This is a genomic window from Arthrobacter sp. SlRoot2-15, from assembly GCF_059739345.1.
In genome coordinates, this window is record NZ_AP046058.1 from 110,015 (window position 1) to 123,668 (window position 13,654).

11 protein-coding genes are annotated in these 13,654 nt (G+C 68.8%); 7 read left to right on the forward strand and 4 right to left on the reverse strand.

Features of this window, described 5'->3' with window-relative positions:
- Positions 1 to 14: 14 nt before the first annotated feature.
- From sufD to AC6I9V_RS00550, 3 genes are read right to left on the reverse strand one after another with little or no spacing between them, the layout of a single operon-like run.
- A complete protein-coding gene (gene sufD / locus AC6I9V_RS00540) occupies positions 15 to 1,301 on the reverse strand; it encodes a Fe-S cluster assembly protein SufD (protein WP_497897949.1) in 1,287 nt (428 codons plus the stop codon).
- Positions 1,301 to 2,764 carry a Fe-S cluster assembly protein SufB gene (sufB, locus tag AC6I9V_RS00545; protein ID WP_146337630.1) on the reverse strand — a complete coding sequence of 488 codons (1,464 nt, stop codon included), beginning with the start codon at positions 2,762 to 2,764 and terminating at the stop codon, positions 1,301 to 1,303. Before sufB ends, sufD begins: the two co-directional genes overlap by 1 nt.
- Positions 2,764 to 3,603, reverse strand: coding sequence for a helix-turn-helix transcriptional regulator (locus AC6I9V_RS00550; protein WP_497897950.1), 840 nt, complete (start codon positions 3,601 to 3,603; stop codon positions 2,764 to 2,766). The genes sufB and AC6I9V_RS00550 overlap by 1 nt, the downstream gene beginning before the upstream one ends.
- Before the next feature lie 105 nt (positions 3,604 to 3,708).
- On the opposite strand from AC6I9V_RS00550, the gene AC6I9V_RS00555 reads away from it, so the two are divergent.
- From AC6I9V_RS00555 to AC6I9V_RS00570, 4 genes are all read left to right on the forward strand, one after another.
- On the forward strand, positions 3,709 to 4,674 hold the full coding sequence (locus AC6I9V_RS00555; protein ID WP_497897951.1) for an ABC transporter ATP-binding protein: 966 nt from the start codon (positions 3,709 to 3,711) through the stop codon (positions 4,672 to 4,674).
- Positions 4,671 to 5,456 carry an ABC transporter permease gene (locus tag AC6I9V_RS00560; protein WP_497897952.1) on the forward strand — a complete coding sequence of 262 codons (786 nt, stop codon included), beginning with the start codon at positions 4,671 to 4,673 and terminating at the stop codon, positions 5,454 to 5,456. Before AC6I9V_RS00555 ends, AC6I9V_RS00560 begins: the two co-directional genes overlap by 4 nt.
- 7 nt (positions 5,457 to 5,463) lie before the next feature.
- The gene (locus AC6I9V_RS00565; protein WP_497897953.1) at positions 5,464 to 6,408 is read left to right on the forward strand and encodes a COX15/CtaA family protein; all 945 of its coding nucleotides are present in this window, start codon (positions 5,464 to 5,466) and stop codon (positions 6,406 to 6,408) included.
- Positions 6,409 to 6,527: 119 nt separating this feature from the next.
- Positions 6,528 to 7,187 carry a DedA family protein gene (locus AC6I9V_RS00570; RefSeq protein WP_497897954.1) on the forward strand — a complete coding sequence of 220 codons (660 nt, stop codon included), beginning with the start codon at positions 6,528 to 6,530 and terminating at the stop codon, positions 7,185 to 7,187.
- Positions 7,188 to 7,201: 14 nt separating this feature from the next.
- Here AC6I9V_RS00570 and AC6I9V_RS00575 read toward each other — a convergent pair whose 3' ends face one another.
- The gene (locus AC6I9V_RS00575; protein ID WP_497897955.1) at positions 7,202 to 8,161 is read right to left on the reverse strand and encodes a heme o synthase; all 960 of its coding nucleotides are present in this window, start codon (positions 8,159 to 8,161) and stop codon (positions 7,202 to 7,204) included.
- Between the two features lie 520 nt (positions 8,162 to 8,681).
- Here AC6I9V_RS00575 and tkt point away from each other — a divergent pair.
- From tkt to AC6I9V_RS00590, 3 genes are all read left to right on the forward strand, one after another.
- Positions 8,682 to 10,799 (forward strand): transketolase, encoded by a 2,118-nt coding sequence (tkt, locus tag AC6I9V_RS00580; protein ID WP_497897956.1) that lies wholly within the window; start codon positions 8,682 to 8,684, stop codon positions 10,797 to 10,799.
- Positions 10,800 to 10,865: 66 nt separating this feature from the next.
- Positions 10,866 to 11,984, forward strand: a complete 1,119-nt coding sequence (tal, locus tag AC6I9V_RS00585) for a transaldolase (protein ID WP_497897957.1) — start codon at positions 10,866 to 10,868, stop codon at positions 11,982 to 11,984.
- Positions 11,985 to 11,990: 6 nt separating this feature from the next.
- Entirely contained in the window at positions 11,991 to 13,640 is a 1,650-nt protein-coding gene (locus tag AC6I9V_RS00590) for a phosphoglucose isomerase-related protein (RefSeq protein WP_497897958.1), read from the forward strand.
- Positions 13,641 to 13,654 lie beyond the last annotated feature (14 nt).

The window sequence follows — 13,654 nt, forward strand, 5'->3', positions numbered from 1 at the left end:
TCGTCCCGTACTGTCTAGTTGTCCGTGGCCGCGAGCTCGCGCTCGACGGCTTCCGTGAGGCGTTCCTCGATGGCGGGAACCTTGATCTGCTGGATGATCTCGTTCAGGAAGCCCCGGACCACGAGCCGGCGGGCCACCTTTTCCGGGATACCGCGGGCCATCAGGTAGAACAGGTGCTCGTCGTCGAAGCGTCCGGTGGCGCTGGCGTGGCCGGCGCCGGCGATCAGGCCGGTCTCGATTTCAAGGTTGGGCACGGAATCCGCGCGGGCACCGTCGGTGAGAACCAGGTTTCGGTTGGCCTCGTAGGTGTCGGTGCCTTCGGCTTCCTTGCGGATCAGAACATCGCCCACCCAGACGGTGTGCGCGTTGCGGCCCTGCAGGGCGCCCTTGTAGAGCACGTTGGACTTGCAGTTGGCGACCGCGTGGTCCACGAAGAGGCGCTGCTCGAGGTGCTGGCCGGCGTCGGCGAAGTACAGGCCGAACATCTCCGCTTCGGCGCCGGGGGCGGTGAAGCGGGCCGACGGCGTGACGCGGACCAGGTCGCCGCCGAGACTGACGACGATGTGCTTGAACTTGGCGTCGCGGCCGAGCTTCGCCTGCTGGGAGGAGGCGTGCACGGCGTCGTCGTTCCATTCCTGGAGCGAGATGACGGTCAGCTGCGCGCCGTCCTCCACGAGGATCTCGATGTTTTCCGAGACGACGGCGGTGCCCTGGTGGTCCAGCACCACAACAGCCCTGGAGAACTTCTCCGCGATGATCACGACGTGCTGCGACGCGGCCGCGGTGCCCTGGCCGGTCAGCACGACGCTGACCTCGCCCTCGGCCTGGACCTCGGCGGGGACCGTGATGACGGTGGCCTCGGTGAAGTTTTCCCAGGCGTTGGCGGAGACGCGGTCCTCGGGGATCGCGGCGGAGCCGATGCGGGCGTCGTCGCGGCCGACGGTCTCTACCCGGACGCTGTCCGGGCCGCTGACGGCCACGGCCGGGGCCGCGCCGTTGAGGACCTCGGTGTGCAGGCCGCGGAGGCGCTTGAGCGGGGTGAACCGCCAGTCTTCCTCCATGCCGGTCAGCGGCTTGAAGTCCGCCAGCTTGTAGGAGGTCAGCCGGCCGGCGCGGGAGCTGTCCGGGACGCCGACGCCGCCGCCGTGCGAGTGGCGCTTGACGGCCTCGCCGGCCAGCGGTGACTTGGACTCAGCGGCGTTCAGCGGTGAGAGGCTTTCGCCTTCCTCGGTGAAACCGTTGATGAACGGCTGGGCTGAGGGCGCGCCGATGCGAGCCTTTTCGGTAGTGATGTCAGTCATTAACCGACCGATCCTTCCATCTGCAGTTCAATCAGGCGGTTGAGCTCGAGCGCGTATTCCATCGGCAGTTCGCGGGCGATGGGCTCGATGAAGCCGCGCACGATCATCGCCATGGCCTCGTCTTCGCGCATGCCGCGGGACATCAGGTAGAACAACTGCTCTTCGCTAACGCGCGAGACCGTGGCCTCGTGGCCCATGGTGACGTCGTCCTCGCGGATGTCGATGTACGGGTAGGTGTCCGAGCGGCTGATGGTGTCCACCAGCAGCGCGTCACAGCGGACCGTGTTGGCCGAGTGCTTGGCGCCTTCGCGGACCTGGACCAGGCCGCGGTAGGCGGCGCGGCCGCCACCGCGGGCCACGGACTTGGAGATGATCGAACTCTTGGTGTTGGGCGCGATGTGGACCATCTTGGAGCCGGTGTCCTGATGCTGGCCTTCGCCGGCGAACGCGATCGAGAGGGTCTCGCCCTTGGCGCCCTCACCGACGAGGTAGACCGCCGGGTACTTCATTGTGACCTTGGAACCGATGTTGCCGTCGATCCATTCCATCGTGGCGCCCTCTTCGCAGATGGCGCGCTTGGTGACCAGGTTGTACACGTTGGTGGACCAGTTCTGGATGGTCGTGTAGCGGACGCGGGCGCCCTTCTTCACGACGATCTCCACGACGGCGGAGTGCAGCGAGTCCGAGGTGTAGATCGGCGCGGTGCAGCCCTCGATGTAGTGGACGTAGGAGTCCTCGTCCGCGATGATCAGGGTGCGCTCAAACTGGCCCATGTTTTCCGTGTTGATGCGGAAGTAGGCCTGCAGCGGGATGTCCACGTGGACGCCCTTGGGCACGTACACGAAGGACCCGCCGGACCACACGGCCGTGTTCAGCGACGCGAACTTGTTGTCACCCACCGGGATGATGGTGCCGAAGTATTCCTGGAAGATCTCCGGGTGCTCCCGTAGGGCGGTGTCCGTGTCCAGGAAGATGACGCCCTGGGCTTCCAGGTCCTCGCGGATCTGGTGGTACACAACCTCGGACTCATACTGGGCGGCGACGCCGGACACGAGGCGGCTGCGCTCGGCTTCCGGGATGCCCAGCTTCTCGTAGGTGTTCCGGATGTCCTCGGGCAGGTCCTCCCAGGTGGCGGCCTGCTTCTCCGTGGAGCGCACAAAGTACTTGATGTTGTCGAAGTCGATGCCGGAGAGGTCCGCGCCCCAGGTGGGCATGGGCTTGCGGTCGAAGTACTTCAGGCCCTTCAGGCGCAGGTCCAGCATCCATTCCGGCTCGTTCTTCTTGGCCGAGATGTCACGCACGACGTCCTCATCGATACCACGGCGGGCGTTCGCGCCGACGTCGTTCTTGTCGGCCCAGCCGTACTCGTAGGTGCCGATTCCGTGGAGCTCGGGATTCTTCTCCAGAATCTCCGAGATCACAGTGGATTCAGCAACCTTCTTCTCTGATAGTTGGTCCGTCATCACGGCCTTTCTTGCAGATGGTTGGATTCTTCGTCCGGGTTGCCCGCGCCGGCGGGGCTGGAGGCCCCGCCGGCGGCCGGACGGCCCGTAGGTATGTGGGTCGTGCAGACGTGCCCGCCGCGCGCCAGGGTGGAGAGCCGCCGCACGTCGACGCCGACCAGCCGGGAGAACAGTTCGGTCTCCACGTCGCAGAACACGGGGAACTGCGCGGCGAGCTGCTGGATGGGGCAGTGTCCCTGGCACAGCTGGACGCTGGAAAGCGCTGCCGGAAGCGGTGCCTTGGCCTCGATCGACTGCGCGGAGGCTACGAAGCCGTCACGGCTCAGGGCCGCGGAAAGGGCCCGGGCGCGCGCCGTGATGTCGCTGCCCGCCCGTTCGATTTCCGGTGCGTAGCGGCGCTCCATTTCGGCGAACCGTTCGACGGCGAACGCGCGCACGGCCTCAGAGCCCGCCATTTCGCCGAGCCGCCGCAGGGCGGAGCTGGCGATGTCGAGGTAGTCGTTGCCCAGCGTGGACTGGCCCTGCGAGCTGAGCACGTAGCGGCGGGCAGGCCGGCCCGCGCCGGCGCCCGCGCGGGCCACCCGCTTGACCTCGATCACGCCGTGGCGCGAGAGGTGGTCCAGGTGGCGGCGCACTGCCGCGGGGGTGAAGCCCAGCAGCTCGCCCAGTTCGGCGGCGCTGATGGGCCCGTGCTCCAGCACGGCGGCCAGCACGCGGTCCCGGGTGCGGTCCTCGGCCTCGGCGGCGTGCGCCGCGGGTACGGCAGCACCCTCTGCGGGCTCGCGCGACTGCGCGCGCACAGCAGGCACGGCAGACGTACTTGGGCTCATGGAATACACAACACAATCATGTCGTAATTTACTCCCCCGATCCAGTAAGGCATGGCTTTCCTGCGCCAGGCTCCGGATCGGGCCGGGCCCTACTACATCGCGTAGAATGCTTTGGTGCGATCTCCCGAATCCCCCGCCCTGACAATCAGCGGGCTCATCAAGGATGTTGGTCCGCTGCCCAGCCTTGACGGCAAGATGCTGCGGGTGGTCAGCGGCCTGTCCCTCGTCGCCGAACGCGGGCAGGTCACCGCCCTGCTGGGCGCCAACGGGGCCGGCAAAACCACCACCATCGAATGCGCCCAGGGGCTCCAGAAGCGCACCGGCGGCAGCATCAGCCTGCTGGGCCAGGACCCGGACACCGCCGGCGCGGATCTCCGCGCCCGCGTGGGCGTCATGCTCCAGGACGGGGGCCTGCCGCCGTCGGCCCGCCCCATCCCCCTGCTGCGACACATCGCGGGCCTGTACCAGGACCCGTGGCCGGTGGACGAGCTCGTCGCGCGCCTGGGCATTAACACCTTCAGCCGCACCACGGTGCGGCGCCTTTCCGGCGGCCAGAAGCAGCGGCTGGCCCTCGCCGCCGCGCTCGTGGGCCGCCCCGAGGTGCTGTTCCTCGACGAACCGAGCGCCGGCCTGGACCCGCAGTCCCGGCAGCTCGTCTTTGAACTCATTGCCGAACTGCGGGACCGCGGGATGGGCATCATCCTCACGACCCACCTGATGGACGACGCGCAGCGCCTGGCCGACTACGTCTACATCATCGACGCCGGCCGGAACGTCGCGGAGGGCACCGTCGCCCAGCTCCTGCGGCATGAGCTGACGTCCGGGGCGGACCAGCACATCCGCACGCTGCTCTTCGAAGCCGAACCCGGCCTGGACCTGGCCGGTGTGCTGCCGGCCGCCGTCGAGGTCCGCGAAACGCGCGCCGGCAGTTACAGCGCCACCGGGGCGCTGACCCCGGCCGACCTAGCCGCCGTGACGGCCTGGTGGGCCGAGCGCGGCATTATGCCCGCCTCGATGAGCCTCGCAGCCCGCAGCCTCGAGGACGTCTTCCTCGACATCTCCGGAAGGGAAACCCGATGAGCTCCGCCCCTGCAGGCACTGCGGCCGGTATGCCGCTGGGCAGTGCCCCCGCTCCCCTGCTGCGGCGGATCCTGCAGCAGGGACGGTATGAGACCGTCACCATGCTCCGCAACGGCGAGCAGCTGATCCTGGCGGTCATCCTGCCGCTGCTGGCCCTGGTGGGCCTGGCCGTCACGCCCCTGCTGGACGGCCTCGGCTCCAGCCGGGTCAACATCGCCGTGCCCGGCATCCTCGCGTTGTGCGCGATGTCCACCGCCTTCACCGGCCAGGGCATCGCCACCGGCTTCGACCGCCGCTACGGAGTGCTGCGCTTCCTGTCCACCACCCCGCTGGGCCGTACCGGGCTGATCCTCGGCAAGGTGATCGCGGTGCTCGTGGTGCTGCTGCTGCAGGTGCTGGTGGTCACCGCCGTCGCGCTCCCGCTGGGCTGGCAGCCGGCGCCCGCGGGGCTGCTGCCCGGGTTCGCTCTGCTGGTTCTCGGCGCGGCGGCGTTCACCGCCCTCGGCCTGCTCGTGGCCGGCACGGTCCGGCCGGAGGCGACCCTGGCGATCAACAATCTGCTCTGGATCCTGCTCGGCGCCTTGGGCGGCATCGTTATTCCGGCCGAGCGACTTCCCGCCCTCGCCCAGGCGGTGGTGCACTTCCTTCCCTCCGGCGCGCTGGGCCAGGCGCTGCGGGATGCCTTCCTGCACGGCAGCGCCAATGCTGCGTCCGTGATTGTCCTGCTGCTCTGGACGGCGACCGCCGGCTTCGCAGCAACCCGTTGGTTCAAGTGGAATTGAGAAAACTGTGAGTACGGCGTCCCGCCCTTCCCGGATCGTGTCCCGGATTTCCTCCCGGCTGCCCGTCACCGTCGACAAGACGGTCCGGCGGCTGGCCGTGCTGTCCCTGATCGGCCAGACCGTACTGGTGGTGACCGGCGGCGCCGTCCGTCTCACCGCCTCCGGCCTGGGCTGCCCCACCTGGCCGCGCTGCACCGACAACTCGCTCGTGAACACCCCGGAAATGGGCATCCACGGCTTCATCGAGTTCGGCAACCGGCTCCTGACCTTCGCGCTGGCCGCCGTCGCCGTCGCGATGCTGGTGTACCTGTGGAACCTGCGTAAGGAACGCCGGGACCTCTTCCTGCTGGCCCTCGGCCTGCTGGCCAGCATCCCGGCCCAGGCCGTCATCGGCGGGATCACCGTGCTCACCCAGCTGAACCCGTGGGTGGTCGGCCTGCACTTCCTCGTCTCGATGGCCCTCGTGGTAGTCGCCACGCTGCTGGTCAACCGCGCCTACGACCGGACCGGCAAAGCCCGCACCCGGGAATTGCCCGCCCTGCCGGGGGCCGCCCGTCCGGTGCTGGCCGCCGTCGCACTGTTCTCCGCCGTCGCCGTGTGCCTCGGTGTGGTGGTGACCGGTGCGGGCCCGCACGCTGGTGACGCGGACGCGCCGCGCAACAACCTGGACTGGGACCTGTTCTCGCACATCCACGCCGTCCCGGCCTACCTCGTGACCGCCGGCGCCTTGTTCGGTGTGTTCCTTGTGCTCCGCGACCGGATCACGGGCCCGTTCCGCACCGCTGTTTTCATGCTGCTGGGCGTCACCGTGCTGCAGGCCGTCATCGGCTTCACGCAGTACTACAACGGCATCCCCGCGCTGCTCGTGGGAGCGCACATGCTCGGCGCGGCCCTGCTGATGAGCGCATCCACCAACGCCGCCGACCTCGCCCGCAACAGCCCGGTCAAGTAAGCCACACACAACATCGCGGGGTCAGATACGGTCCATTCCGGGCGTCCGGATGGACCGTAGCTGACCCCGCGTTTCTTTGTCGGCGGGTAGCCTGACTTTGTCGAGAGAAAGGCAGCGCCGTGAACGCGATCGTCGACAGCCTTCTGAATATGAGCCCCGCGCTGGCCTTCACCCTCGTGGCGTGCCTGGTGTTCGCCGAAGACGCGGTCTTCATCGGCTTCGTGATTCCGGGTGAGACGGCCGCAGTCCTGGGCGGCGTGATTGCGAGCCGCGGCGAAGTCCCGCTGTGGGGCATGGCCGCCGTCGTGGTCACCGCGGCCATCGCCGGCGACACCGTGGGCTACGAAATCGGCAAGCACGTGGGTCCCCGGCTGCTGGACTTCAGGCTGATGAAACGGCGTCGGCGCGGCCTGGCCAAGGCCCAGGCCTTTCTGCGCCAACGAGGCGGCTCGGCCGTTTTCCTGGGCCGCTTCGTGGCGTTCTTCCGGGCCGTCATGCCGGCCCTGGCCGGCGCCTCCCGAATGCACTACCCGAAGTTCCTGGCCTTCAATGCCGCCGGCGGATTGGTCTGGGGCACCGGCTTCGTGCTGCTGGGCTTCTTCGCCGGGAACTCCTACGACGCCGTAGCCAAGGTGGCCGGCCGGGACATCACGGCGGTGATAGCTGTGCTCGGTGTCCTGGGACTCCTCATCTGGCACCTGCGGCGCGGGCGCCGGGCCCGGCGGGATCTCCCGGAAGCGGCTGACCGCCGCAACCCGCCCGGCCCCGAAAAGTCCTGACTCCCCGTGCCGGACTAGCCGACGATCGCGGAGCCGATGAACGGGTCCACGGCAAGGGCGATGAAGAGCAGGGTGAGATAGCTAATGGAGCCGTGGAAGACCTTCATGGCGCCCTTGTTGGAGACCTCCCCGCCCTGAGCCCGGTTGTAGAGGGCGTGCGACTCGTACAGGAACCAGGCTCCCGCGGCGACGGCGGTGACGGTGTAGACCCAGCCGGCACCGCCGACCGGGATCAGCAGCAGCGAGCAGGCGACCATCGCCCATGCGTACAGGACCACCTGCACGGACACGACCTTGGCGCCGGCGATCGCGCCGAGCATCGGCACATTGGCGTTGCGGTAGTCCTCGCCGTAGCGCATGGACAGCGGCCAGTAATGCGGCGGGGTCCAGAGGAAGATCACCATAAAGAGGACGACGGCGGGCCACTCCACGGTGTTGGTCACGGCGGCCCAGGCGATCAGCACCGGGAAGCAGCCGGCGGCCCCGCCCCAAACGATGTTCTGCGCGGTGCGGCGCTTGAGGATCATCGTGTAGATGACGACGTAGAACACGATCGCGCCGAGCCCCAGCCAGGCCGAGAGCGGGTTGGCGCCGAACCAGAGGATCGCGATCGCGGCCGCGCCGAGCAGCCATGAGAAGACCAGGGCTTCACGCGGGGTGACCTCTCCGGTGACCAGCGGGCGGTTTTCCGTCCGGTGCATCAGCTTGTCGATATCCCGGTCGATGTAGCAGTTGAAGGAGCCCGCGCTGCCGGCGGCAAACGCGCCGCCAACGAGAGTCGCCAGGATCAAGCCGAGGGAGGGGAAGCCGCGCTCGGCGTAGATCATGGTTGGCAGGGTGCTGACCAGCAGGAGTTCGATCACTCGCGGTTTGGTGAGCGCCAGGTAGGCCTTGGCCTTACGGGCGAAGCCGATCCGGCCCGGGGCCTGGGAGGCGTTAAGCGGCGTATCTGTTGTGCTCACGGTGGCAGTCACTCTGTTCTGTCTGGCTGGTCAGTCCGGCTGGTCGTCGCAGCGCGCTGAGTCCGGCGCGTTGCATTCGGAGGGGTTCACGCGCAGCGCACAGGCGTGTCCTCGCCCCCGTTGGTAGCCAGGCTCCATCATACCGTGGCGGCACCGCCGCCCGGGCCCGAAGCCCCCGCAGAAGTCCGGGTGGTTAACGCGGCCTCACCGCCGCCGCGGGACGCGGTGATTCATATAAGCCCCAAAACCGGTCCAATTCCTGAGATGCACCCTGACCGGCAGGTGGAATGGGGCTAAGCTGTCTGACAGATCAGCACGCACGGACGGGCGCCGAACGGCGCTCCCGGCCCTGTGCATGCGGCGCAATGATAGATCAACGTTTCGATGGTGAACGGCTGGTACGAACCGCGGCGGGCACCGAACTGTGCCCCGGCGGTAAGCCCCCCAAAGGAAATCCCCCAGCGGGAAAACTCGGAGGGAAAACGTACCGCCGGCCGTCAGCACAGAGAGGGGCCCGGTTTTCGTGCCACATTTGGAAGAGCAAGAACTGTCATGGACTCAGCTTGATGCCCGTGCCGTGGACACCGTCCGGGTACTGGCGGCGGATGCGGTGGAGAAGGTCGGTAACGGCCACCCGGGTACCGCGATGAGCCTGGCTCCGGCCGCCTACCTGCTCTTCCAGAAGCTGATGCGCCACGATCCGGCGAACCCGGAGTGGCTGGGCCGGGACCGGTTCGTCCTGTCTCCCGGCCATACGTCGCTGACACTGTACATCCAGCTCTTCCTCTCGGGCTACGGCCTGGAGCTGAAGGACCTCGAGGCGCTGCGGACCTGGGGTTCGCTGACCCCGGGGCACCCGGAATACAAGCACACCGCCGGGGTGGAAATCACCACCGGGCCGCTGGGCCAGGGCCTGGCCTCGGCGGTCGGGTTCGCGTACTCCCAGCGCCGGATGCGCGGTTTGTTCGACGCCGACGCTCCCGCCGGCACCAGCCCGTTTGACCACACCGTCTGGGTGATCGCCTCCGACGGGGACCTGCAGGAGGGCGTCACCTCCGAGGCGTCCTCGCTCGCCGGGCACCAGGAACTGGGCAACCTCGTGGTGATCTACGACGAGAACCACATCAGCATCGAAGACGACACGGACGTCGCGTTCACCGAGGACGTCCTGGCCCGCTACAAGGCCTACGGCTGGCACACCCAGCGGGTCGACTGGACCCGCACCGGCGACTACCAGGAGGACGTGGCCGAACTGCACGCCGCCCTGCTCGCGGCGAAGGCCGAGACGTCCAGGCCGTCCATCATCTCGCTGCGGACCATCATCGGCTGGCCCGCGCCGAAGAAGCAGAACACCGGCAAGATCCACGGCTCCGCGCTCGGCGCCGAGGAAGTCGCCGGCCTGAAGGACGTCCTCGGCTTCGACCCCGGGCTCTCCTTCCAGGTCGAGGACGAGGTCCTGGCCCACACCCGCGAGGCGCAGGACCGCGGCGCCGCGGCCCGCGCCGAGTGGCAGGAGCGCTTCGAGGCCTGGCAGTCCGCCAACCCCGAGGCCGCGGCCCTGCTCGAACGCGTCGAGGCCCGCAAGCTCCCGGCCGAGTTCGACGCCGCGCTGCCGGTCTTCGAAGCCGGCAAGGACGTCTCCACCCGCGCCGCGTCCGGGAAGGTCCTGAACGCGATCGGCCCGGTCATGCCCGAACTCTGGGGCGGCTCCGCCGACCTCGCCGAGTCGAACAACACCACCATCGAGGGCTCGCCCTCGTTCATCCCCGCTTCCCGGCAGACCGAGGCGTGGAAGGGCAACCCGTACGGCCGGGTGCTGCACTTCGGCATCCGCGAACACGCCGCCGCGTCGATCGTGAACGGCATCAGCCTGGCCGGGGCGACCCGCGCGTTCTCCGGGACCTTCCTGATCTTCTCCGACTACCAGCGCCCGGCCATCCGGCTCGGCGCCCTGATGGGCGTCCCCTCGCTCTACGTCTGGACGCACGACTCGATCGGCCTCGGCGAAGACGGACCCACCCACCAGCCGGTCGAGCAGCTCGCCTCCCTGCGCGCCATTCCGGGCCTGGACGTCGTCCGCCCGGGAGATGCGAACGAGGTCGCCGCGGCCTGGCAGGCCATGCTGGAAAACCACGCCAACCCCGCCGGGATCGTGCTGACCCGGCAGAACATCCCCACCTGGGAGCGCGGCACCGGCGACGCCGACGGGGACACGTTCGCCTCCACCGCCGGGGTCGCCAAGGGCGGCTACGTCCTCGCCGAGGCCTCCGCCGCCGGCAAGACCGTGGAGGCGAAGGTCATCCTGATCGGCACCGGCTCCGAGGTCCAGCTCGCCGTCGCCGCCCGCGAAGCCCTGCAGGCCGAGGGCATCCCCACCCGGGTCGTGTCCATGCCCTGCGTGGAATGGTTCAACAAACAGGACCCCGCCTACCGCGAGGCCGTGCTCCCCGCCAACGTCAAGGCACGCGTCTCGGTCGAAGCCGGCCTCGCCCTGGGCTGGCGCGAATTCGTCGGCGACGCCGGCCGCTCCATCTCCCTCGAGCACTTCGGCGCCTCCGCCGACTACAAACGGCTCTTCCAGGAATTCGGCATCACCACCGAAGCCGTCACCGCCGCCGCCAAGGAATCCCTCGCCGGCCTCCCGGCCTGACCCCAACTTCACGTATTCCGGGCCGCCGCCCCTGCCGGCGGCGGCCCCAGACTTCAGGAGTGAACCATGAACACCACCCCCACCCAGCAGCTGTCCGACGCCGGCGTTTCCATCTGGCTCGATGACCTCTCCCGCGGCCGCCTCGAAACCGGGACGCTGCGCAAGCTGATCGAAGAGAAGAACGTCGTCGGCGTCACCACGAACCCGAGCATCTTCCACGCCGCGATCACCACCGGCACCGACTACGATGCCAAGATCCGGGAAATGGCGGCCGCCGGCGCCAGCGTCGACGAAACGGTCTTCGCGATCACCACCGCCGACGTCGCCGATGCCTGCGACCTGTTCGCCCCGGTGTACGCCGCCTCGAACGGCGTCGACGGCCGCGTTTCCATCGAGGTGGACCCCCGCCTCGCCTGGGACACTGCCGGTACCATCACCGAGGCCAAGGAACTCCACGGCCAGGTCAACAAGGACAACGTCCTGATCAAGATCCCCGCCACGCTTGAGGGCCTCGAGGCCATCACCGCCACCCTGGCGGCCGGCATCAGCGTCAACGTGACCCTGATTTTCTCGCTCGAACGCTACCGCGCCGTGATCAACGCTTTCCAGAGCGGTCTGGAGCAGGCAAAGGAAAACGGCCACGATCTCTCCAAGATCCACTCGGTCGCCTCGTTCTTCGTCTCCCGCGTGGACACCGAAATCGACAAGCGCCTCGACGCGATCGGCACCGACGAGGCCAAGGCCCTCAAGGGCAAGGCCGGCGTCGCCAACGCACGCCTCGCCTACCAGGTCTACGAGGAGCTCTTCGCCACCGAGCGCTGGGCCCTGCTGGCCGACGCCGGCGCGCGCCCGCAGCGCCCGCTCTGGGCGTCCACCGGCGTCAAGGATCCGGCCTACCCGGATACCCTCTACGTCACCGAGCTCGTAGCCCCCGGCGTTGTGAACACCATGCCGGAGAAGACCCTGGACGCCACCTTCGACCACGGCGCCATCACCGGCAACACCATCACCCGCGGCTACGACGACGCCAACGCGACCCTCAACGCCCTCGATGCGCTCGGCATCTCGTACAACGAGGTCGTCGCCGTGCTCGAGTCCGAAGGCCTCGACAAGTTTGTGGCAAGCTGGAAGGAACTGCTGGCCGACGTCGAGGGCGCCCTCGCCGCTGCACGGAAGGACGCATAGTCCCCCATGACCACTCTCAGCTACGACGCCACGGGCGCCGCCCGCCAGGCCCACGAACAGCACCTGCCCGCCCTCCTGGAAGACCGGGTCGCCACCCGGATCTTCGCCAAGGACGCCACCCTGTGGGGTCCCGACGCCGAGGCCGAGTCCGCGGTCCGCCTCGGCTGGGTCGAGGCCGCCACCGTCTCCCAGCCGCTCGTGCCGCAGATTCTGGCGCTCCGCGATGCGCTCCGCACCGAGGGCGTGACCCGGATTGTCTTGTGCGGCATGGGCGGTTCCTCCCTGGCCCCCGAGGTCATCGCCGGAACCGCGGGCGTCGAGCTGACCGTGCTGGACAGCACCGACCCCGAACAGGTGGCCGCCGCCCTGGCGGACCGTCTCGCGGAGACCGCCATCGTGGTGTCCTCGAAGTCGGGTTCAACCCTGGAAACCGACTCGCAGCGCCGGGTCTTCGAGCACGCCTTCACCGAGGCCGGGCTCGATGCCAAGAGCCGGATCATCATTGTGACCGACCCGGGTTCCCCGCTGGACAAGGCTTCCCGCGAAGCCGGCTACCGCGCCGTCTTCAACGCCGACCCCAACGTCGGCGGCCGCTATTCGGCGCTCACCGCGTTCGGCCTGGTGCCGTGCGGCCTGGCCGGCGTGGACATCCAGGCTTTCCTTGACGAGGCCGAAGAGACCGCTGAGATCCTCAACGACGACAGCGAGGAGAACATCGGGCTCGCCCTCGGCGCCGCGCTGGGCGGCACCAACCCGCTCCGGGACAAGATCGTCATCGCCGAGGACGGCTCCGGGATCGTGGGCTTCGCCGACTGGGCGGAACAGCTCATCGCCGAATCCACCGGCAAGCTCGGCACCGGTGTACTTCCGGTCGTCGCCGGACCAAACGCCCCAGAGGTCACAAGCGGCGCCGCGGACGTGCTGGTGGTCCGGCTGGTCGGCGCCGACGCCGACGTCAACCTTGGCGCCAACGAGGCGGCGATCGCCGGCGGCCTCGCCGCGCAGATGATGACCTGGGAGTTCGCCACCGCCGTCGCGGGCCGGCTGCTGGGCATCAACCCCTTCGACCAGCCCGACGTCGAGGCCGCCAAGGTGGCCGCGCGGGGGCTGCTGGACGCGCAGCCGGAGGCCACGGCGGCTGACTTCACCGACGGTGCCATCGAGGTGCGCGGCGGCGACTGGCTGGGCGGGGCCACCACCGCGGCCAAGGCGGTCAGCGCGCTGCTCGGCCAGCTCGGCACCGACGGCTACCTCAGCGTCCAGGCCTACTTCGACCGGCTCAGCTACGCGCCACTGGAAGGCATCCGCGACGAGCTGGCGGCGCTCAGTGGCCGCCCCGTCACCTTCGGCTGGGGTCCAAGGTTCCTGCACTCGACCGGCCAGTTCCACAAGGGCGGCCCGGCGATCGGTGTTTTCCTGCAGGTCACGGCGGCGTCCGCGGCGGACCTCGCCATCCCGGACCGGCCGTTTACGTTCGGCGAGCTGATTTCTGCCCAGGCGGCGGGCGACGCGCAGGTCCTCACTGAACACGGCCGGCCTGTGCTCCGGCTTCACCTCACGGACCGTGCCGCCGGCGTCCGCCAGCTGCAGCAGCTCGTCTCCGCGCTGGCCGGCACCTCAACCGCGGGCAGCTCCGCCTCCACCAACGAAAGCTAAGGCACTACAGCAAC

What these genes read in the sequence shown, in the direction of transcription:
- AC6I9V_RS00560 (WP_497897952.1), top strand. Translation starts at nt 4,671, where the DNA reads ATGAGCTCCGCCCCTGCAGGCACTGCGGCCGGTATGCCGCTGGGCAGT.
- sufD (WP_497897949.1), bottom strand. Translation starts at nt 1,301, where the DNA reads ATGACTGACATCACTACCGAAAAGGCTCGCATCGGCGCGCCCTCAGCC.
- AC6I9V_RS00590 (WP_497897958.1), top strand. Translation starts at nt 11,991, where the DNA reads ATGACCACTCTCAGCTACGACGCCACGGGCGCCGCCCGCCAGGCCCAC.
- tal (WP_497897957.1), top strand. Translation starts at nt 10,866, where the DNA reads ATGAACACCACCCCCACCCAGCAGCTGTCCGACGCCGGCGTTTCCATC.
- sufB (WP_146337630.1), bottom strand. Translation starts at nt 2,764, where the DNA reads ATGACGGACCAACTATCAGAGAAGAAGGTTGCTGAATCCACTGTGATC.